This window comes from Streptococcus sp. 2021WUSS109 (genome assembly GCF_044427305.1).
Lineage (GTDB): Bacteria > Bacillota > Bacilli > Lactobacillales > Streptococcaceae > Streptococcus > Streptococcus suis.
In genome coordinates this window covers 80,211-100,056 of sequence record NZ_JAOTGF010000008.1, presented here as the reverse complement: position 1 = coordinate 100,056, position 19,846 = coordinate 80,211, and the positions used below count along the sequence as shown (strand labels likewise).

At 40.1% G+C, this 19,846-nt stretch carries 15 protein-coding genes and 3 pseudogenes; 11 read left to right on the top strand and 7 right to left on the bottom strand.

Features of this window, described 5'->3' with window-relative positions; translation table 11 throughout:
* Nucleotides 1–148: 148 nt before the first annotated feature.
* The 5 genes and pseudogenes from ODU37_RS04655 to ODU37_RS04635 form a co-directional block, all read right to left on the bottom strand.
* A complete protein-coding gene (locus ODU37_RS04655; RefSeq protein WP_136671564.1) occupies nucleotides 149–448 on the bottom strand; it encodes a YbaB/EbfC family nucleoid-associated protein in 300 nt (99 codons plus the stop codon).
* Nucleotides 449–525: 77 nt separating this feature from the next.
* Nucleotides 526–714, bottom strand: a pseudogene (locus ODU37_RS04650) (site-specific integrase); the annotation flags it as partial.
* 41 nt (nucleotides 715–755) lie between these two features.
* Nucleotides 756–926 (bottom strand): annotated as a pseudogene (locus ODU37_RS04645) (DUF3173 family protein); the annotation flags it as partial.
* 23 nt (nucleotides 927–949) lie between these two features.
* Nucleotides 950–1,357, bottom strand: coding sequence for a type II toxin-antitoxin system death-on-curing family toxin (locus ODU37_RS04640; RefSeq protein WP_105249069.1), 408 nt, complete (start codon nucleotides 1,355–1,357; stop codon nucleotides 950–952).
* A complete protein-coding gene (locus ODU37_RS04635; protein ID WP_044758555.1) occupies nucleotides 1,354–1,575 on the bottom strand; it encodes an AbrB/MazE/SpoVT family DNA-binding domain-containing protein in 222 nt (73 codons plus the stop codon). Before ODU37_RS04635 ends, ODU37_RS04640 begins: the two co-directional genes overlap by 4 nt.
* A 549-nt stretch (nucleotides 1,576–2,124) precedes the next feature.
* Between ODU37_RS04635 and ODU37_RS04630 the strand changes: the two genes are divergently transcribed.
* On the top strand, nucleotides 2,125–3,294 hold the full coding sequence (locus tag ODU37_RS04630) for an SIS domain-containing protein (protein WP_249562403.1): 1,170 nt from the start codon (nucleotides 2,125–2,127) through the stop codon (nucleotides 3,292–3,294).
* Nucleotides 3,295–3,424: 130 nt separating this feature from the next.
* Nucleotides 3,425–5,791, top strand: coding sequence for a G5 domain-containing protein (locus tag ODU37_RS04625; RefSeq protein ID WP_249562404.1), 2,367 nt, complete (start codon nucleotides 3,425–3,427; stop codon nucleotides 5,789–5,791).
* Nucleotides 5,792–5,862: 71 nt separating this feature from the next.
* Here ODU37_RS04625 and ODU37_RS04620 read toward each other — a convergent pair whose 3' ends face one another.
* Nucleotides 5,863–8,130 carry a Xaa-Pro dipeptidyl-peptidase gene (locus ODU37_RS04620; protein ID WP_249562405.1) on the bottom strand — a complete coding sequence of 756 codons (2,268 nt, stop codon included), beginning with the start codon at nucleotides 8,128–8,130 and terminating at the stop codon, nucleotides 5,863–5,865.
* Nucleotides 8,131–8,299: 169 nt separating this feature from the next.
* Between ODU37_RS04620 and ODU37_RS04615 the strand changes: the two genes are divergently transcribed.
* The 8 genes from ODU37_RS04615 to ODU37_RS04580 all read left to right on the top strand — a co-directional run bounded on the left by ODU37_RS04615 (nucleotide 8,300) and on the right by ODU37_RS04580 (nucleotide 18,268).
* A complete protein-coding gene (locus ODU37_RS04615; protein WP_398580429.1) occupies nucleotides 8,300–9,046 on the top strand; it encodes a CppA N-terminal domain-containing protein in 747 nt (248 codons plus the stop codon).
* Nucleotides 9,043–9,984: a serine hydrolase domain-containing protein gene (locus tag ODU37_RS04610; protein ID WP_105158927.1), complete on the top strand. Its 942-nt coding sequence runs from the start codon at nucleotides 9,043–9,045 to the stop codon at nucleotides 9,982–9,984. Before ODU37_RS04615 ends, ODU37_RS04610 begins: the two co-directional genes overlap by 4 nt.
* Complete coding sequence (locus tag ODU37_RS04605) at nucleotides 9,981–10,532, top strand: DUF1697 domain-containing protein (RefSeq protein WP_249562406.1); 552 nt, start codon at nucleotides 9,981–9,983, stop codon at nucleotides 10,530–10,532. Before ODU37_RS04610 ends, ODU37_RS04605 begins: the two co-directional genes overlap by 4 nt.
* An 81-nt stretch (nucleotides 10,533–10,613) precedes the next feature.
* Nucleotides 10,614–11,405: a LysM peptidoglycan-binding domain-containing protein gene (locus tag ODU37_RS04600; RefSeq protein ID WP_249562407.1), complete on the top strand. Its 792-nt coding sequence runs from the start codon at nucleotides 10,614–10,616 to the stop codon at nucleotides 11,403–11,405.
* Between the two features lie 108 nt (nucleotides 11,406–11,513).
* Nucleotides 11,514–13,619: a class I SAM-dependent DNA methyltransferase gene (locus ODU37_RS04595; RefSeq protein WP_249562408.1), complete on the top strand. Its 2,106-nt coding sequence runs from the start codon at nucleotides 11,514–11,516 to the stop codon at nucleotides 13,617–13,619.
* Complete coding sequence (locus tag ODU37_RS04590; protein WP_249562409.1) at nucleotides 13,612–14,919, top strand: restriction endonuclease subunit S; 1,308 nt, start codon at nucleotides 13,612–13,614, stop codon at nucleotides 14,917–14,919. Before ODU37_RS04595 ends, ODU37_RS04590 begins: the two co-directional genes overlap by 8 nt.
* The gene (locus ODU37_RS04585) at nucleotides 14,920–15,849 is read left to right on the top strand and encodes a hypothetical protein (protein WP_105158932.1); all 930 of its coding nucleotides are present in this window, start codon (nucleotides 14,920–14,922) and stop codon (nucleotides 15,847–15,849) included.
* Between the two features lie 292 nt (nucleotides 15,850–16,141).
* Complete coding sequence (locus tag ODU37_RS04580; protein ID WP_105158933.1) at nucleotides 16,142–18,268, top strand: AAA family ATPase; 2,127 nt, start codon at nucleotides 16,142–16,144, stop codon at nucleotides 18,266–18,268.
* A 214-nt stretch (nucleotides 18,269–18,482) separates the two neighbouring features.
* Here the strand turns inward: ODU37_RS04580 and ODU37_RS04575 are convergent.
* Nucleotides 18,483–18,602 (bottom strand): annotated as a pseudogene (locus tag ODU37_RS04575) (putative holin-like toxin); the annotation flags it as partial.
* A 317-nt stretch (nucleotides 18,603–18,919) separates the two neighbouring features.
* Here ODU37_RS04575 and ODU37_RS04570 point away from each other — a divergent pair.
* Nucleotides 18,920–19,825 (top strand): DNA-binding protein, encoded by a 906-nt coding sequence (locus ODU37_RS04570; protein ID WP_105158934.1) that lies wholly within the window; start codon nucleotides 18,920–18,922, stop codon nucleotides 19,823–19,825.
* The last annotated feature ends 21 nt before the right edge of the window (nucleotides 19,826–19,846 follow it).

The following is a 19,846-nucleotide window of genomic DNA, read 5'->3' as shown; positions in this document are numbered from 1 at the left end:
GGAGTAGAACAATTTCTAGTTTCTCAGAGACAGACTTTGGACTTCTTTTGGACATAATAAAACTCCCTTTATAGTTTCTAGTGAAAATTTTTGTTTTTTCACTGTCCACTATAAGGGGAGTATATCAATATCCAATCGCGTTTTCTTTTTAAAAAGGTAATTTACCTGCAAAGGCACCTAGTTTTTTCTGAGTCGCCTCGTCGACTTTTGTAAGTGCAGCGTTGACGGCTTGGATTGTCATTTCTTGCAAGGTTTCAAGGTCGTCTGTATCCACAACGTCAGCCTTGAAGTCAATAGAAACCAATTTCTTGTCGCCAGTAAAAGTAGCAGTAACCAAGTCCTGCACAGAGCTACCAGTAAATTGAGCAGCAGCCAACTCAGCTTGGCTCTTTTCCATTTGTTTTTGAAGTTTTTGAGCTTGGCGCATCATGTTTTGCATATTCATCATAAGATTTTTAAGATTCCTTTCCTATCAAGGGTTTAGACCCTCTTGTTAAATTTTCCTTGCCTTATTTTTCCTTATTGTTAAAAATTTTCAAAGGCAGAAGCAATTTCTTTTTGTTGGGTTGGAAATAAATGCGAGTATACATTTATTGTAGTGTTGATTGAGGAATGACCTAATCGTTTCATCAAAGTAAAGAAAATATAGTCTTTACATTCTCCATTACGTAAACCTTGGGAAACTGGGAACGCAGCATGAGAATGTCTGAAATCATCCATCACTAATATCTACCTTCCATTTCTTATTATTTTGTCTAGTTACTGCCATTTGAAACTCTTTTTTCAAGAGCAGTATCTTCTCGTACGTTAGTAATTATATCATGTTTTGGAGATAACTCAAAGCCTAGAATGTCTTCAATAGTCTTGATTGGGACTCGCCCAATCCGTTTATTCTTATACCAAGAAAAATCATTTGAGACAAGTTTACTATTGGTCAATAACCACTTTTCTATTTTTTATACACTCGATTTTCTTCTTTCAAGAACTGGATAATATTATCCTTTAACTCCTCAAAATCACCTTGAAACGTAGCAATCTCGATTGTCTTTTCCAGTCCATCGCTTAATGAGAGATTTGACTGAAAACCATTCATTGCTAGAAACATGTGTAAAGCAAGTACAGCAGTCCTTTTGTTGGCATTATAGAATGGGTGTTTCTTGATTAGATTTATCCAGATAATTGCAGCTTTGCTATAGATATCCGGATAAAGTACTTTTCCAAAAATTTCTTGCTTTGGTTGTTCGATAATCATTTGAAGGCTATTTAGGTCAGCGATTCCTACTGGTTCTTTAGGAGAATACTTTCCGATAACCATAACATTGATTTTGATAATGTCTTCAGCGGACAGGTATTTCATTTATCTACTAACTCTTTCAATAATTCATCGTATTGATTCATGGCTTTTTCAAGTTCTCTATCAAAATCAAATTTTGGCTCAGCTTTACGAATGATAACATTACTTCCAGAAGTGACGAATTCGATTTCTTCACCAATTTCTGCGCCAAGTGCCTCTTTAATAGCGTTTGGGATAGTGATAACAGTGCTGTTGCCTGTTTTTCGTAGCAGAACATTCATTGTATTTACCTCCTATGTTTGTAAATACATTATACAAGATGTATACAAAAATTAAAAGTAAATAATTTAACAGGGTCTGTTTTATTTCTGACTTTTTCGCAATTTTTGGTATAATACAATAAAATAGTAAATAACTTAGTAAAAGATGTAGTAAAAACTTGGTATTTCAATATAGGGCGTTACCAACCACTATCGGGTTGTTGATCAAACTATATTTTTTATATTGTAATTAGCTACTTGTTTTACTTTCGTTATTCGTAAAAGAAGAAAATTTCAGAAACGATCAATGACTGAAAACATCAATATTCTAACTTTGCAGAATAGGCTGCAAAGTACAGAAGGTGGTAGCTATCAGGAAAATTGGTCGTTTTTTGCGTCCAATAATGATTGTGAATTTTTTTGAAAGGCTCTACCTTCTCAAAATAAGTTCTAGTCGGCAATATCGGATATAAATTTGACATATTAATCTATTTTAAATTGACTTTGAGGGATAAATTCGCTATAATATAAGAAAAACTGGTTATAACCAGAAATCACGGAGGAGGAGCTATGTTCCGTTTAGCAAAAGAAGAACTTGAAAAGTTGGGAGCTATTATTACGGCGACCGAAATTTACCAACAGCCAGGCTTATGGAAGGAGGCGCACCAACTCTATCTTGACCAATTGGAAAAAATCGAGAGTTTTCTAAAATCAATCAAGGAAAAACATGACTTTGTTCACGTTGTTTTTACAGGCGCAGGGACTTCTGACTTTGTTGGTCAAAGCATTGCCAACTACCTCAACCAAGTCAATGACTTGAAACACATTCGTTTTTCTGCCATTGGTACAGTGGAGCTGGTTAGTCGTCCACATGACTATCTACAGGCTGATCTTCCAACTATCCTGGTGTCCTTTGCCCGTTCAGGAAATTCACCAGAAAGTGTGGCAGCAGTTGAAGTCGCTAAGCAATTGGTAGATAAATTGTATCAAGTAACCATTACCTGTGCACCAGAAGGTAAGCTGGCACTAGCGGCTGAAGGAGATGCTGAAAATCTCCTGCTCTTGCAACCAGCTGGTTCAAACGATAAGGGCTTTGCCATGACAGGTTCTTACAGCTGTATGGCTCTGACAGCCCTCCTCGTCTTCTCACCAGCCAGTCAAGAAGAAAAAGCTACTTGGGTTGAGACCATTGCCCGTCTAGGTCAAGATGTTTTGGACCGTGAAGACTACGTGCAAGACTTGATTAACCTTGATTTTGAGCGAGTGATTTACCTCGGTTCAGGTGGTTTCTACGGTCTTGCCCACGAAGCTCAGTTGAAAATTCTGGAATTGACGGCAGGCAAGATTGCGACCATGTACGAGTCGCCACTCGGTTTCCGTCATGGACCAAAATCCTTCATCAACGAAAAGACCTTGATTTTCCTCTTTGCCTCAAACGATGGCTACACACGCCAGTACGATGTGGACTTGCTCAATGAAGTCCATGGTGATGGCATAGCAGAGCGGATAGTGGCATTGTCGGCTGATAAGTTAGTCGGTACAGAAGCAGCCAACTTTGTCTTGGCAGAAGGCGGAGCAGATCTGCCAGATGTCTTCCTTACCTTCCCTTACATCCTCTTTGCCCAAACGGTATCCATCATGGCAGCGGTAAAATGCAAGAATTTGCCGGATACACCATCGCCAACAGGCACCGTCAACCGTGTGGTGCAGGGTGTGATTATCCATCCTTTAGAAAAATAGTTACATGTATTCAATGATGAAGAAATAGAGCTATTCGGTAGAGTTTTAACACATAAAAAACACACCCACTCACTCGAATATCATGGTATAATGATAGTGTATAATAAAATATAATTAGGAATAAATAGAAATGGAAACTGCAAATAAAAAATTCAGATATAGTATTCGTAAATTTAAAGTCGGCGTAGGCTCGGTGCTAATTGCTACTTGCTTACTTGGTGTGGGAGTCTCGACACCAACCGCTTTTGCGACGACAGTAGCTTCGGAACCCACTCAAGTTGAAGTCGCTCAGCCAACGAGTGAAACAGAGCCAACAGTCCAGATTACTGGAACAGTAAGTACAGAGAATACAAATTCTGAATCAAAAGTTGCGCCAGAAGCTAAGGCTGAAGTTCTAGCAACATCAGAAACTCCAGTTGCTGAAAAAGCAGATCCAGAAGTGAAGTCTGCTGAACAAAATGTAGCCTCTGAACCTGAAAAATCAGAAGAACCAACTCCTGCCCCAGCAGCCCTCACAAGCGAAGCTAAGGAAGGAGTATCAGAGAATACCGAAGTTAAGTCTGCTCCCCTTCCACAATTTCAGGATATTCTAAAAGAGTTAGAACGAGATTTGGAAGAATTAAAGGTATTTAGAGACTACACTGGCTCTGATTATTCATTTCAAAAAGAACTATGGACATACCTTTTAGAATACGGGCAAAAATTAATGAGTTATGTCCAAACCCTTGAGAAAGATAGTCCTAAAATCGAAGAAAATTATGATAAATTACTCGACTTTAAAAACCATATCAGGATGGAGCGTTTGACACGTCAAGTTGCTCCATATCTTGAAAAGTACTCTGGTAATGAGTTTATTAGAAGTGAATACAGAGAGCACTTAGAACAATCAGAAGAAAAAGGTAACTATGCTAGTCAGGAAGGAAAAGTTTTCAAAGCGTATGTTGATAATGCAGAACAAGCATTTGATAGAATTGTAAACAGAGTCAACGAGCTAGAGAGCAAGAACCTCCAAAAGAAAGTTCCTGATACAGCGCCTAAAGTAGCCGAAAAACCAAAACTAGATTTTAAAGTTCAAAAACGAACAACGTATAATTTTTTAGATTTCGAAACGAAAGAGCAAGACGATCCAAACTTGCCACTTGGTGAGAAAGTGGAACGACAAAAAGGTGAGAGAGGCGAAGCGTCTGAGACTTACCAAGATGTGATTGTTGGGGATAAAATTGTTGCAAGTACCCTCATTTCCCAAAATCGTAAAGATCCAGTTGATCATCTGATTGCTAAAGGTACTTTAGTAGAGAAACATCCTGATACTGCACCGACAGCGCCTGAAAAACCAAAATTAGAATTTACTGTCAAAGAGCGAGTAGAGCGAAAAATTTTGGATTATATGGTTGAAGAACAAGATGATGCTAGTTTGCCGCTCGGTCAAACAAAGGTGCTTCGTGAAGGTCAAACAGGAGAATTGGTTAAGAAATACCAAGATGTGATTGTTGAAGGCAAAGTCATTGAAAGTAAACTTCTTTCAGAAGACCGTAAAGCCCCAGTCAACCGTCTGATTGCAAAAAACATTTTAGTAGAGAAACATCCCGATACTGCACCGACAGCGCCTGAAAAACCAAAATTAGACTTTACTGTTAAAGAACGAGTAGAGCGAGAAATTTTGGATTATATGGTTGAAGAACAAGACGATGCTAGTTTGCCACTCGGTCAAACAAAGGTGCTTCGTGAAGGTCAAAAAGGAGAATTGGTTAAGAAATACCAAGATGTAATTGTTGGCAATAATGTTATTGCAAGTAATCTCCTTTCAGAAGACCGTAAAGCCCCAGTCAACCGTCTGATTGCAAAAGGCACTTTAGTGGAAAAAACACCAGACATCACACCGAAAGCTGAAGAAGAGGCTCCAATGGACAAACCAAAAGTGGATAAACCACAAATGGAGCAACCGAAAGCAGAAGACATGCCGAAGGAGGAAATGCCAAAGGCAGAGAAACCAAAAGCGGAAGATAAGACAGCAGTTCCAGAAGTCGCACCAAAAACAGCGGAAAAACCAAAGCTAGACTTCACAACAAAAGAACGCAAGGTAGAAGAAGCTCTCCCTATCAAAGAAGAAATCAGATATGATGCAGGTCTAGCTCTTGGCAAATCATATCTTCTTCAAGAAGGAAAAGCAGGTAAAAAAGTATCTGTTTATCAAGACGTCGTAATTGATGGTAAAGTTGTCGCAACCAACCTATTGTCAGAGACTGTTGTTGAAGGTCAAAACCGTATCATTGTAAAAGGTAGCTTGGAAACGAAGAAAGAAGAAGTAAAAACAACTCCTTCAGTACAATCGAATCCGACACTGAGTCACAAAGGTGCACCTTCTGCAAACAAAGCAACCCTACCTGCAACAGGTGAACAACGCAATAACCTAGCCTTAGTAGGCCTTGGTTTAGCTGGAATTAGCTTGACAGTAGTCGCTACAGCTATAAACAAAAAATCTAAAGATCAAATCTAAACCATTATGAAGTATCAATAAAGAGGCCGGGCGGAAACGCCCAGCCTCTTTTTAGAGCTGCAAATCAAATATTAGTACGGTAAAATTAACTGTGATTGACTTAAATCAAGGTGGATTTGCCATTGAGAATTATCTCGAACAGTACACTCAAAGTCAGTGGTGTAGAGAATCAGCTCCAAGACATCACCTTTTTTCAGCTGATAAATGGTCGGCTGCAGTTTCCAGTTCAGGTCCATCCATTGGTCTGGCACCACTTCCTCGACAGTCATCAGGTCGGTGCGGTTCTGCAGGTTCATAAAGCCCTTGGTTACCAAGCGTTGCGGCATCTCCACATAAGGCAACTCCAGCAGATTTTCTTGGGCATGGTAACGACCGTTGTCTAGACTCAATCTTGCTTTAGGCGCAGGGATTGGGGCTAGGCGTTTTTTATTTCCCTTGTCCAATAGCTGAGCGGATAAGAGGCCTTTAGCTACACTAGAAGCGACACGGAGTTTCAGCGTGACCTGCCCGTTAAGCAAGAGGTCCTCTGTTACAGGCAGGTCAATGCTGATTTGATTGGCCTTGCCTGTATAGAGGTCTTGGTGGAAGGCAGGGTAGGATTTGCCGTAGCGGTCAAAATCTTCTTGGGCATACTGATTGGAAATGGTCTGGTTTCCAGTACCTAGTGGCAAGACAGCCTCTTGTCCACCGCCAAAGGTGTCCAAGGTCGTCCAGGTTTGCTCACTGCTGTTGTCCTGCCAAATAACAGTTGGTAGTTGATAGCCGTTATCGTGACCAAGCAGTTTTTGGCTGAGCAGGGCGTTCATGGACTCGCGGAAGTCGATAGACTGCCAGTTGTTCATATAAACGTGGGCACCGTTGTGGAAGAAGAGGTGCTTTTTGATCTGGCTTGGCAGGGCATGGAACATATTCCAGACATGGATTGGCTTGACATTCCAGTCCTGTGAGCCATGGGTAAAGACCACCTCACACTTGACCTTATCAGCGTGGAGCAGGTAGTTGCGGTCATACCAATACTGGTTGTAGTCGCCACTGGTGCGGTCCAGGGCAGCTCGTTCGGCAGCCAAGCCTTTTTCGTAGGCTTCTTTGCTGCGGAGGAAGTCGCCTGCTTGTAGACTCTTGGAGTAGGTCAGGGCAGTCAAGCTGTCCAAGTCCTCGCCTGGATAGCCACCAGGGCTGGTCACCAGCCCGTTTTCACGGTAGTAGTCGTACCAAGAGGAAATCCCCGCTTCTGCGATGACGACTTCCAATCCGTCCACGCCAGTTGTTGCCAAGGCATTGGACATGGTTCCTAGATAAGACAGTCCTGTCGTCGCCACCTTACCATTGGCCCAATCGGCCTTGACCTCAATCGAGCGGGTATGGTCTGTGTAGGCCTTGGTGCGACCGTTCAGCCAGTCAATCACCGCTTTGTAGCCCTCAACCTGCTGGTAGTCGCCAGATGTCATGTAGCCAGTCGAGCCCAGCGTACCGACACCAGACACATGGAGGCTGGCGAAACCACGAGCGAGGAAGTAGTCATTGAGAGAGTAAGAAGTGATGTGACCTAGTTTTTCAGTGGCAGGGCTGATAGGTAGCTCTCGCTGGTCCAAGTCTAGTTTGTTAATCTTGGTTTGACTAACTTGAATGGTGCCAGCTGGTTTTTCCGCTAACTCCCCTTCCATCTTGTGCAGGGCCTTGTCGCTGGCAACTTCATTGACTCCTTGATGATAAGGACTGTTGGTAATCACCGCAGGGATTTTTCCGTCAAAGTGAGGACGGAGAATGGATACCTTGACAATATCTGTCTGGCCAGTCCCAGCCGTATCGACAGGCGTTTCGACATAGACCACCTCGCGAATGAGGTTTTTGGTTGAAAAAGTTGCCAGTGACTTACCATTGAAGAAGCGGTAGTGGTTATCTTCTGGAATCAAGTTATCGCTGACCAGCTGGTCAATCAAGGTATTTCCAGACTTGGTGCGGGTAGCGAGTAACTGGTAGAGGTTATCAACGATGTCCCCATAGACAATCGGGAAGTTGGTTTTTTCCACGAAGTCCATGACGTCTGTATAATCTACACCAGGCACAAAGCCCAGCAACTGAAAGGCCACTTGATAGAAAATCAGGTCTGTCAACTCACGGTCAGACTGGAAGAAGGTCAGCAGGTCCGTATCCCAGTCCGCAATCATGTTGGACAGGGCAAAGTCGGTGTTTGCTGTCAGGAAATGGCACTTTCTGACAAAGGTTTCTAAATTTGTCTTACTACTTGCATCAGGAATCAGTTGAAATCCCAGAGTATCAAGTTCTTGCAAGTAGATAGAGGTCTCTTTTTTTATGAAAGAAAATTGATTAAAGCGCATAAATTCTCCTCTTTTCTAGGATAATAGTCTATAATAGCTATTATATCGGATAAGTCAATGTTTGTCTAAAAATTATCAGTATATATAGAGATATTAATGTATAAAACGACGATACAATTACTTGTAAAATGATGAAAATTTTTATACAATATTGTAGAATGACTGAGGAGTGAAATGTATCGTGTTGAGAAAAAATGAAGCTATAGTCCCTATTTTACGTATTAATAATAGGGCTATTAACCAAGGATTTTTAGAAGAAAATCTAGGAATGAAAACCAAGCTCGAAGATGGTCCTTTTGCTGATTTTGGAGATAGAACAAGCCCAGAAACGAAGCTCGTTTTGACAGAATCTCCTGGTAATCGCACCCGTGCTGTCGAAGGGCTTAAAAAACTGAATAAAATTGTGATAAAAGTAGATAATGCCTCTGAAATTGAAGCTTTGCTGGGGCAAGGTTCACAGTATAGTAAGCTTTATCAAGGAAAAAATGGCTATGGTTTTGAAGCTGTGTCGCCAGAAGGAGACACCTTCCTTCTGCATGCAGAAGCGTCTCTTGATGACCTAAAAGCGATCCTTCCACCTGTTCCATTTAAGGTGCAAGATGACTTTTCTGGTCTGACTGCTTTTACAGTAGAGTCTATTTGGCTTAATACCCCACAAGCTAGTATCAGCCAAGACTATTATGAGGCCATCCTACCTCAACAAGCCTTTTTGCGTTTTGTTGGAGCAGAAGGTAAGGATTTATTAACTCCTGCAGAACAAGTTTGGGATTTAGAAGGCTTGCGTTTTCCCGTCGAGCAGGACTTTGATTGGGTACATTTGGAAAGCCAGTTGGAAGGACCATTCTTTAAAGATAAAAAAGCAAGCTTTATCCAAACGGTTGACCCAAGTGGTATTGAATTGTGGTTCGAAAAATGAGACAAGCGATTTTAGATAAGATTTCAGAGCAGATTGGGCAAGGAGTTTATCCTGGTGCCAGTCTGGCTCTTTTTTCTAAGGGTCAGTGGCAGGAATATTATTTAGGGACCCAGGATGGTCAGGCGCCGGTTGAGGCAGGTTTGACCTATGATTTGGCATCTGTTTCCAAGGTGGTTGGTGTGGGGACTCTTGCGACTTTTCTGGTCAATAGCGGAGCTTTGGAGCTAGATAGGACCTTGCAGTCTTATTATCCAGCTTTTGCGGATAGTGAGGTCACCATTCGGCAATTACTGACCCATACTAGTGGTATCGATCCTTTTATTCCAAATAGGGATAGTCTGGATGCCGACCAGCTCAAGGAAGCGATTTTGAAGATTACCGTAACGGATAAGAAAGATTTCCTCTACACAGACATTAATTTTCTCTTGCTGGGCTTTTTGTTGGAGGAACTAGGTGGAGCTAGTCTGGACCAGCTGATTAGTCGAGACGTTCTAGAGCCCTTTGGCATGTTCCAAACCTCCTTTGGACCAGTCAGTCAGGCGGTGCCGACGGTGCGTGGCGTCAAAGCAGGTGTGGTGCATGATCCCAAGGCGCGTGTCTTAGGCCTCCACGCGGGAAGTGCAGGTCTCTTTTCGACCGTCAAAGATTTGGAAATCTTTTTGGAACACTATCTGACGGCTGACTTTGCGGCGAATTTGACGCAGGATTACGGTTTTGATGATAAGCGCAAGCGGTCTCTGGCCTGGGATAAGAAGGGGGACTGGTTGTCGCACACGGGCTATACGGGGACCTTTATCATGTACAATCGTCCCTTGCAGAAAGCTGCGATTTTTCTCTCGAATCGTACTTTTGACAAGGATGAGCGAGCCCAGTGGAAGTTGGATAGAAACCAGGTTATGGCCTTGATTCGGCAAGTTCTGGAGGAAGAGGGGCAATGAGATATGTTCTTCTGCTGAGAGGGATCAATGTCGGTGGTCGTAATAAGGTTGTGATGGCTGAATTGCGTCAAGCGGTGGCAGATTTGGGCTATGACAAGGTTGAAACCTACATTAATAGCGGCAATCTCTTCTTTGATTCAACCAAGAATAGAGGGGACATTGTTGCTGAATTTCAAACTTTTTTCACAGAAAGATACCCCTTTGTGGAGCAATTTGCTCTACTAGATGCCCAAGATTATCAAGCAGAAATCGATCAGCTTCCAGCATGGTGGCAAGAAGAATTGGCGAGAAAGGATGTTCTCTTTTTCACCGAAGGATTGGATAAGCAGGCTATGGTGGACTATATTCAGTCCTTGCATCTAGGTGATGAAGTTCTACATCTCTCCGAGCATGCTATTTATTGGGGCAAATATACTGAAGACAGCTATCTACAAACAGCCTACCACAAGCAGTTGGCTAAGTCACCATTTTACAAGCAAGTGACCATTAGGAATGGGAAGACTTTCTCAGTTATATCAAACTATTTAAAGAATGAAATAAAACGATAAATCGTCATTTATTTGTAATGCTTTCGACATCTTTTCCCGTCAAAATCTTGGTAAAATGAAATCATGATGAGGAGGTGTCATATGAAAAAGTTTAGTTGCAAATCTGTTCTAGCTCTTGCAGGGATTACGGTTGCGTTATCAACCATATCTCGTGTTCAAGCCACAAGTCATGTAGTAGTGGAAGGAGATTCCATGTTTTCTATTGCGGAGCAATATGGGGTTGATCCCTACCAATTGGCTGAAGTGAATGCGATGGAAATAGACGGACTGATTACACCAGGTCAACGTTTGGATCTTCCAGCTGGTTCTAATGAAGAAGTCTCAGTTGCGACTCAAACAGACTATGTTGTTCAAGATGGGGATTCGTTTTATGGGATTGCAGATGCTTTTTCATTGGACGTCTACGAATTGTTAACACAAAACCAAATGACCTTAGAGACGCCGCTCTATCCTGGACAGATTTTGAAATTAACAGAAACTATCTGGAATCAGGCTAGTGAGGCAAGTGCTGATAGCTACTATCTATCAGGCTATGAGTATGAACCAGGCATTAACTACCCTGTTGGTCAATGTACATGGGGAGTACAGAAAGTTGCCCCTTGGGCAGGTGACTGGTGGGGCGATGCGGCTTCTTGGGGAGCCAATGCGGCGCGTGATGGTTTCCGTACAGGAACAACACCTGAAGTTGGAGCCATTATTTCTTGGAATGATGGTGCTCTGGGACACGTTGCCTATGTGACAGCTGTTAACGAGGATGGACAAATTCAAGTCCTCGAAGCCAACTATCGTGGCCAACAGTGGGTGGATAATTTCCGCGACTGGTTTAATCCGACGGATACCATCGGAGAAATTACCTATATCTATAATAACTAGGATAAATGATAAAAATATTATTAGAATGAAAGTGACCCTGCATTTGAATGTAGGGTCCTATTTTTTGATATAATAGTAGTATATTTTTTGATTATTCTAGGAGAAATTATGGTCGATATAAAAGGGAAACTCCCTCTGTTTCAAGCAAATGATGTCAACATCAGCAAGGATGTCAATTTAGTCTGGTCTATTGCAAACACCCTACGAGGAGCTTACCGAGCGGATAAGTACCGTGATGTCATTATTCCCATGTTTGTATTGGCTCGCTTGGAAGCTGCCCTTTTACCAACCAAGGAAAAAGTGTTGGCTCAGTTCCAGTCAAATCCGTCAACGCCAGAGAAAATCTTTGAGTCTCTTACAGGCTATAAATACTACAATACCAGCAAACATACTTTGAAGAATCTGTTGAACGAACCCGATGCCATCAAGGATAATTTTTTGGATTACCTAGATGGTTATTCCAAACGAGTCAAGGATATTATCGAGAATTTGAAATTTAAGGAGCAGGTGGATACCTTGGCAAGTACAGGGCGTCTCTTTACAGTAGTGAAGAAATTCTCGGAACTTGATTTATCACCAAGTTCCATTGACTCTATGCGGATGGGCTATATGTTTGAGGATATTATCCGCCGCTTTTCTGAAAACGAGGAGGCAGGTTCTCACTACACACCACGGGAAGTCATCGCTCTTATGGTCAACCTGCTCTTGATGGAGGCAGATGAAGAGCTTTTTGTTGACAATAAAGAGATTAAGGTTTTAGATATGGCAGCAGGTACAGGTGGTATGCTGGCAACTGCCAAAAGCTATATTCAACAGCTCAATCCCAAGGTCAACGTTCGCTTGTTTGGTCAAGAGTATCTGGCTGAAACCTATGGTATTGGCAAAGCGGATATGCTGATTCGTCAGGAAGAGTCGGATTATTTTGTTAAGACGGATACGCTCAAGGATTCAGACCCATTTCACGATAAGAAGATGAACTTTGTCATTGCCAATCCACCCTTTGGTCAGTCTTGGGGAGGGAAGGATGCGGATGACGGAGTAGAGCAGGCGGTCAAGGATGATCAGGCTCTCTTTGAGTCGACAGAAGGCAGGGAAGGTCGTTTCGTCAACACCCCTACCACAGGTGATGCTCAGTTGCTCTTTCATCTACATGCTTTGGCGAAGTTGGAGGAAAATGGCAGAGCTGCTATCATTTCAAACGGTTCGCCCCTATTCTCAGGTGGAACGACATCTGGGGAAAGTCAAATCCGCCGTTATATCTTAGAAAATGATTTGTTGGAGGCCATTGTTGCCCTCCCAGGTCAATTTTTCTACAATACTGGAATCGGTATCTATATCTGGCTTTATAATAAGGATAAGAGTCCAGAAAGACAAGGTAAGGTCCAATTTATAGATGCAACCAATGAATTTGTTCCATTGCGGAAATCACTGGGACAAAAACGCCGCGAATTGTCGCAGGACAATATCAAGGATATTCTCAAGTGGTACCATGACTTTGAGGAAAATGACCGTGTGAAAATCTTTGACAGCAAGGAATTTCTTTATAAAGAATACCTGGTCATGCAGCCTTTACAACGTCGTGGAGAAATTACAGAGAAAAGCCTGGAAAGTGTCCAGTCGGTCCAGTTTTTTGCCAAGCTCTTTGATGAGTACAAGTACCAAGAATTACTGGAAATGGAGCCACGTACAGCCAAGCAGGATAAGGAATTGCAAAAGCTTGAAGAAGGTAGGGAAAAGCAAGAGGAAATCCTCCAAGCCCTCCGTCAAGGTCTGTCGGAAACTACCTATCCAAACTTTGAGACTTTTACAGCCACACTGAAAGATCTCTTGTCAGAAGTCAAGCTGACCCCAGCCAATCTCAATGCCCTAGCCCTCGCTATGAGTGAGATGGACAAGACTGCTGAGGTTATCACAACTAAGAAGAAAGACAAGCTGGGTGAGTTCGCGGACGGTATCGTCTATGACAAGACTACTAAGGATTCTGAGATTGTCAAGCTCTCGGAAGAAGTAGAAGCTTATTTTGAACGGGAAGTCTATCCTCATGTTCCAGATGCTCACTACTGGTGGGAGGAAAGCAAGCTAGGAGCAGAAATCCCCTTTACCCGCTATTTCTACCAATATCAAGCCCCAGAAAAGGCGGAAGACCTGCTCAAACAATTCTATGACCTAGAAGACCAACTACAAGCACTCTTGGAGGACCTCAAACATGACTAGGATGAAAGATAGCGGCATCGAGTGGATTGGAGAAGTGCCGGAGGAGTGGGGGATAACGAAGATAAAGTTCACAACCCAGTTAAATGGCCGAATAGGTTGGCAAGGACTTACTTCAGCTGAATATAAGGAAGAAGGCCCTTATCTAATTACTGGAACTGACTTTTTAGATGGGAAGATAAATTTTGAAACGGCTGTCCATATTGATGAGAAAAGATGGTTTGAAGCAAAACAAATTCAGGTTGAAAATGGAGACCTATTAATTACAAAAGATGGAACTGTTGGAAAAGTTGCAATAATTGAGGGATTAAATGAAAAGGCTTCGTTAAATAGTGGAGTTCTTCGTATTCAAACCACAGAAAATATTTCACGTAGATTTTTATTCTATGTTTTAAAATCTGATGTATTCTGGCTATGGTTTAACTATACTAATTCAGGTGCTAGCACAATTCTACATCTGTATCAAAATGTATTTGATGAATTTTCATTTACTTTCCCAAATGTTTCTGAACAAAATCAAATCGCTGACTTCCTCGATAAAAAAGTTGCTCAACTGGATAAGGTCAAAAGCCTTCTGGAGGAGCAAATTAAGACCTTGGAAGACTACCGCCAAAGCCTGATTTACGAAACCGTCACAAAAGGATTGGATAAAACCGTTCCCTTGAAAGACTCAGGTGTTGACTGGATAGGACAGATACCAGAGGGGTGGGAGGTGAAGAACTTTAAATATGTTGTTACTATTAAAGATGGTACACATGATACGCCAGAATATTTTGTAGAAGGTGTTCCATTGATTACTTCAAAAAATTTAGACAGTGTTCAAAATAGGATAGATTTCGATGGTGCAAAAAACATATCTTACGATGATCATATAAAAATCTCTCAGCGATCTGATGTAAAAAAAGGTGATATTCTAATGCCAATGATAGGCACTGTTGGCGGAGCTACTCAGGTTTTGGTAGAAAAGGAATTTTCCATAAAAAACGTTGCTCTTTTCAAGGTTGCTCATGATGAAGCATTGTCAAGATTTTTATATTATCAATTGAATAGTCGTTGGACAAACTCTCAACTTAGCTTTATGATGAGTGGGGGTGTGCAATCATTTGTTTCATTGAATATGCTTTCTCAAGTAAAATTAATTATACCGACATCGGAAGAAATAAAAAAAATAAACTTGTTTCTCGATTCGGGTGTTGGAAAAATCAACCACATGATTTCCATTAAAAAAGAACAAGTTGAAAACATCAACAAACAACGCCAAACACTGATTTATGATGTTGTGACAGGGAAAAGGAGGGTGTAGATGGTAACAGCTGAATTGGAAGAGTATAGTTACTCTCTTCGATGGATTTTTGGTGATGATGAGCAGCATGAGTTAAATGCTAAAACATTATTAAAATCTGAGCAGGCTTTGATTAGTTTTATCTATGATATTGCAAAACAATTTGAATTTTCTTTGGAAATAAAAGTTTCTGCTCGAGAAGAGGGCAGTTTAAAGTCTAGCTTTAAAATATTTTGGCCAAAAAATAAGGACAAAATTTTAATCAGTACAATCCCAAGTGTAATTGCAATAGTGTTAACTGCTTTTTTTTCACAACTTCAAGAGCCAAAGTCTACGGATCTTGAACGAGAAAAATTTGTTATTGAGCTACAAGAAAAAGTTAATAATGGCACATTGACTCAGGAACAAGTTGAGACCTATATTGAAAATTTTTCTAGTATAAGTAAGTATCAAACTGCTTTTTTTAAAGCAAATAAAGCCGATAAAGAAGTTTCAGGAATTGAGGTTGAGCAGGAGGGGACAGTAACTGCTACAATTCCAAGTGAAGATTTTGATAATTACATTTTTCAAAAACAGAATAATGATACTATTATTCAAAATGCGAAGGTTTACATTATTTCCCCTGTTCTAGTTGCCGGTATTCAAGAGAAGTGGACTGGCGAATATGAAGGAGAAAATATTAGGTTCTATGTGAAGGATAAAGAATTTCTTGAAAAATCTCAAAATAAAGTAATTTCATTTAATACAGGATTCTTTATCATTTGTGAAATTCGAAAGATAACAAATATAACTGATGGAAAAGAGCAAATAATATGGGAGATTTCTGAAGTAACTAATTATGGTACGGATGAGGAACATATTTTTGAAGTTAAGCATAATAGGAAAAAAAAGAGTAAGTATGAAATAGAGGGACAGTTATCTTTATTTAATGAAATAGGTGATGCGAATTAAAGTATTTTTTTCCGTTTTTTAAAATATTTACTGATGTATTTGAAAAAACTATTTTTATTAGCAGAACCGGAGAAGTGTGATGAATATGAGATTATTAGTGTAGTATAAGATTTTTATTTATAATGTTATACTTTATGTCATGTTAAAAAAATACACTCGTTGATTTTCTTTATAAAAAGTAATCAGCAGTGGTCGGAAGATTGATGCCAAGAAAAAAGTGGATTGAAAATGTCAACAAGCAACGTCAAACATTGGTTTATGACTATATGACAGGGAAAAGGAGGGTGTGAGGATGATTACAGAAATAGCATTGCCATCAGATAGATTTTCAGCACAGACATTGGACAATTTGAAACGGAAAAATTTTATTTATGGAAAAAATGGTGCAGGGAAATCGTCTATAACAGAAGCGATTCGAGCACAATATGGCGAAACACATGATGTACGCATCTTTCAAGGGTTCAATTCTGTCGCAGAAAATGAACGGTTAGATGCTATTTCTTTAGGTATAGAAAATGCAGAATTACAACCACAGATTGAAGCGGTTAATAAGAAAATAGATGATATTAAGTTGCAGATTCAAGAAACTGATGCAGAAAACTTATACAAGCAGTTTAAACACGCAGAAAGAGAACGAAATGATTGTCGAGATAAGTTAAGTCGCTTTTATTCAACCTCTGCAAGTGAATTGAAAAATTCGTATACAGGACTAACAGGAGCAAACTATAATACTCGAAATTTTCAAAACGATATCCCAAAGTCTTTGGAATTAAGCGATGGTGAAGCAAAACGACTAGAGAATTTGAAAAATCAAGTTGCACTACTACAAGTCATAGAACAGCAAGTAGCATTTGAAGATTTAGGAAAGTATTTAACTGCAACAAATGATATACTTACAACGGAATTGATACCTAGCATAATTTTAAAGTTTAAGTCTAACCAGGAAGCAAACTGGGCTAGAGAGGGGATGCATTATCATGAGGCTGGGTCTATGTGTGCTTTTTGTGGTAATGAAGTTTCAGAAGAAAGACTAGAAAATCTGAATAGTTTCTTTGATGATCAGGTTAAGAAATTTGAAGATAGAATCAATAATGCTATAACAAAGATTTCTTATGCTAAACAAGTTGCAAAAGCTACTAAGAAAATAGAGAAAAATCTTTTTTATCCGCAATTTCACGAGAAAATTCAGACAATTAATTTAGAAATTAATGAATATGTTGCTGAGTATGTTAATTTCTTAGATATATTAGAAGAGCAGTTGTTGGAAAGAAGGTCGAATTTATTTACTACTAAGTTGGAAATTGTAGACACGATTCCTGAAGCAATTGATCCAACAATTGCTCAATATAAAAAATTATGTGAGGAAAATAATAAATTTTCGGCAAATTTAAATATTGAAAAGCAACAAGCGCGAGAGAGACTAAGATTGAACTTAGTTGCAAAGAAGTTAAAAGATTTTGATCACAGTAATTTAGTGACGAAAGGAAAAATTTTAGAAGAAAATTATACTCGAACAAAACGTGAATTTGATGCAAAAAAATTAGAGTTAGATAATCTAGAAAAAGAATTAAATTTTTTATTGTCAAGAAGTGTAGATGAGAGTATCGCTGCTGAAAGAATTAATAAATATCTTAGAGGATTGGGAGAGCAGTCTTTCCAGTTAATTCTAGTAGAAGGAGAACAAAAAGGGCAGTATGCCGTTCAAGATATGCAAGGCAACAAGAGAAGCATTTCTACTCTAAGTACAGGTGAAAAAAATATAGTTGCATTCTTGTGGTTTATGCTTGATTTAGAGAATCCACAAAAATTAAAAGAAAAGAAGAGAATAATTGTATTTGACGATCCGATGAATTCAAATGATGATACAACGCAGTATCTTATAATAACAAGTATTCAAAAATTATTGAAAAATTTAAATGACACAGATCAAGTTTTCATTTTGACACATAATATTCACTTTTATATTAATGTTAGATATAAATGGTGGAATGGTAGCACAAAACAAAATTATGAAAAAACAACCATACATTTAGTGAAATCTTCAGCAGGGAGTGGATTCCGATTGCTTACTTCTGAAGCGGAGGATTTAAAAACAACTTATGAGGCATTGTGGGCAGAGCTACATTGGATGTATGAACAACATAAACCAGAATTTATGCTAAATCCAATTCGGAGAATATTTGAAACATATGGAAAATTTAACCAAATAGATGCAAGTGTACTTTATTGTGGAAATGAGGTTGCAGAGAAACTTTTTAACGTCAATTCACATTCAGTAGAAGATATTGAGGATTTTAGTTCTGATCCTAATGGGAGAAGTAGAGAAGAAATCATGAATTTGGTTAAAGAGATTTTTGACAATAATAATGCTATGAATCATTTTAATAAGCATTGGAAGAGAGAAGCAAGTGATGATTAACTATCCTTCCGAACTGTATTAGAATAAGCACCAGTTAAATTAGGAGATCTGACCGCCAAAATAGGCTCTCGTTTGACTATGTTTTCTAGTTAGGTTATAATGAGAATAGAAAAGGGTAGTTGCACTCACAACTACCCAATGCAGAACCGTTTAAGACGGTGACTAGTTTAATAATTACTAAAAAATAATCGTCAACCGGTCAAAGTTCAGACGGTTATTTTTTATTGCTCATTTTTACGATGACAATCACTAAGCCGATAAGGGAGAGTAGGAAACTACCGAATCCCAGCATCAGTTGCAGCGTCTCGTAAACTGACAACAATCTGCTCCTTTCTGTTAGATTTTGATGAGTTGCCCATAGGCACCACCTACCTTTCAGAAATTAGAGCCACCGTCTTCGAGAGGTTATTATGCTTCAGAAACATAAAACCTCCCCTCCCATTTGGGAAACTCTTCTGCATAAATAATTATAGCATACCTACATAGAAAATAGCTGAATTTTTGATGAGCAACTATTCTATCAAAACTATTACGCTATCCATATCCTTCCGAAAATCTGCTAAACATCCTTCCGTTTGTCGTCTATCCTTCCGAACTGTGCTATAATAGTATTAGGAACAAGACTGTTTTGGTTAGAAGGGTAGGTGTCCTATGTATATGTCTGTCAAGCAGGCGGCGGAGCTCTGGGGGATTTCAGACCGCCGTGTTCGTGACTTGTGTAGTCAGGGAAAGGTGGAAGGTGCTATCCGTGAGGGGCATTTATGGAAGATTCCCCAAGATACTCCAAAGCCAGTTGATGGTCGTTATAAAAGGGTGGAAAGCCTCCTGCCCTTGATTGATGAAAAGATGGCAAGGTTAGCGACGCTTCGTCCCTTGACCAGAGGTGAGGTTGAGCGGCTCAATGAAGAATTTACAGTGGAGTTCACTTATAATTCCAATGCTATTGAGGGCAATACTCTGACCCTGCGTGAAACGGACATGGTTTTGCGTGGGTTGACTATTGACCAGAAACCCTTGAAGGATCACCTTGAGGCTATTGGGCATAAGGAAGCTTTTGAATACGTACAGACCTTGGTGGCAGAAGACGCTCCCTTGACGGAGCAGGTTGTAAAGGATATTCACTATCTGGTTTTGTCCGATAAGAAGGACGATAGGGGTGTCTATCGAAAGGTGCCTGTTCGTATCATGGGGGCTGCCAATGAACCTGCCCAGCCCATTATGATTCGTCCCTTGATGGAGCAGTGGCTGGCGGACTATGCTCAAAGTCAGGAAAATATCGTGACCAAGATGGCTCGTTTTCACATTGCCTTTGAAAGTATTCATCCCTTTATTGATGGAAATGGTCGTACTGGTCGACTCTTGGTTAACTTGGAGCTGATGAAGGCTGACTACCCTCCCATTGATATTAAATTTTCAGATCGATTAGCCTATTATCAAGCCTTTGATGACTTCCATGCTAAGGGAAGTCTGTCAGCAATGGAAGATTTGTTTGCCCGCTATTTGAATGAGAGATTGGATATGTATCTGTCTATCCTCTCCCTCGATGATGTAGAGTAAGTACTAGGAAGAATAAGGAAT